We start from the raw sequence: 1939 nt of genomic DNA, 5'->3' as shown, positions 1-1939 counted from the left end.
GCTTCTTCTGTCCCACGAATCGTCACACCGGCAGTCACTTCAACCCCCTTATCCAGGATGGCATGTTCGACGATTGCATTTTCATGAATGACAACACCAGGGAAAAGAAGACTACTGCGGACTTCTGAACCTTCATGAAGGTGTACCCGGCGTGAAACAACAGAGCGTTCAACGGTTCCTTCTACAATACTACCAGAAGCAAATTGGGACGATTTGATATTTGAAGTCTTGGAATAATAAGTTGGCTCTTCATTCTTCACTTTTGTATACACCTTTTGATTTGGTGAAAAGAGCTTCATGAATTTTTGGTTTTCCAACATATCCAAGTTTGCTTGATAATAGGATTCAACTGAGTGAATATTTGCTAGGTAGCCTGTATACTCAAAGGCAAAGGCATTGTATTCCACTGCCAAATCACGCAAGATATAGCGCAATTTTTGTGGGTATTCTTTCTTGGCTTCTTCTTCAATTTTTTCAATCAACCAAGGAGTATCTACAATAAAGACATCTGTTGACATATTGTAGACTTTATCAGGATCCTGACCATCAAAAAGTTTTTGCTCTGTAACATGGTCTGTTTCATCAATTTCCAAGACAGCATTTACTTCAGAAATGTTTTGCAGATGCAACTTTTTATAAACCACTGTAATCGGACGATCAATGGTATTATGAAGGTGGAAAATCTGATTGAGGTCAATATTCATTAATACATCACAGTTCAAAGCAACTGTTTGATTAGAACCAGACCGTTTCAAATAGGTCAATAATTGTTGGTAGTATTCTGGCCCTACCGTTGTATTTTCAACTGGAGTATTATAGATTCCGAGGTAATAGTGGCTCAATAAAGTAGACAAGCCCCACTCACGACCTGAACGAATATGGTCAAAGACCGAACTAATATTTTCTTGTTGGAAAATCCCAAAAACACTACGAATACCAGCATTTGCAAGACTAGACAATGGGAAGTCGATTAAGCGGTATTTCCCATCAAACGGTAGGGATGCTACCGGACGATGGCTGGTCAAAGTGGACATATCATGATACCCAACTGTATTTCCTAAAATGGCTGAATATTTATCAATCTTCATCTGTTGCTACCCCCACTTTTTCATTGTAACCGACAACTTGTACTTCCTCTGTTCCATCAATCACGACGCCTTCTGCAATGACTGCTCCTTCTCCGATAATCGCGCGTTTCACGACAGCTCCTTTACCGATAATGGCATTGCTCATCACGACAGCATCTTCGACAACCGCTCCTTCACGAACTTGAGCTTCTGTTGATAAGATGGAGTGTTTGACTGTACCGTCTACCGAACAACCATCGACGACAAGAGAATCTTCGATGTGGCCATGTTCCCCAAAGAAGTTCGGTGGAGAAATGAGGTTGCGTGAATAGATTTTCCAGTGACGATCGCGACTATCCAAGGCATTATTCGGATCGATATATTCCATATTGGCTTCCCAAAGTGACTCAATCGTACCAACGTCTTTCCAATAACCATTGAATTCATAAGCATAAACACTTTCTCCTGATTCTAGATAAGTTGGAATGACATTTTTACCGAAGTCTGACATATCGATATCGCTCTTTTCAGCAGCAACCAACATATTGCGCAGACGAGCCCAGTCAAAGATGTAAATCCCCATGGAAGCCTTGGTAGATTTTGGTTCAGCTGGTTTTTCTTCAAATTCAACAATCCGATTATTAGCATCGGTATTCATGATTCCAAAACGACTCGCTTCCTTCAAAGGTACATCTAGGACGGCAACAGTCAAGCTCGCATTATTATCCTTGTGCGCTTGAAGCATATCATCATAGTCCATCTTGTAGATATGGTCACCAGAAAGAATCAAGACATATTCAGGATTGATGCTGTCGATATAGTCGATATTTTGGAGGATGGCATGACTAGTTCCTTCGAACCAACGATTTCCT

2 protein-coding genes are annotated in these 1939 nt (G+C 40.8%); both read right to left on the bottom strand.

What is annotated here, in order from left to right; all coding sequences use genetic code 11:
* Window positions 1-1088: glucose-1-phosphate adenylyltransferase subunit GlgD (gene glgD, locus SPADD19_RS05020; protein WP_061455427.1), on the bottom strand; the 1088-nt coding region annotated here is incomplete at its 3' end.
* Window positions 1078-1939: sugar phosphate nucleotidyltransferase (locus tag SPADD19_RS05015; RefSeq protein WP_061455586.1), on the bottom strand; the 862-nt coding region annotated here is incomplete at its 5' end. The genes SPADD19_RS05015 and glgD, both read right to left, overlap by 11 nt.

Origin of the sequence: Streptococcus parasanguinis (genome assembly GCF_001578955.1) — a bacterium.
GTDB classification, from domain to species: domain Bacteria; phylum Bacillota; class Bacilli; order Lactobacillales; family Streptococcaceae; genus Streptococcus; species Streptococcus parasanguinis_U.
Note: the sequence above shows the minus strand (reverse complement) of the source record. Positions and strands in the feature narration are given on the sequence as shown.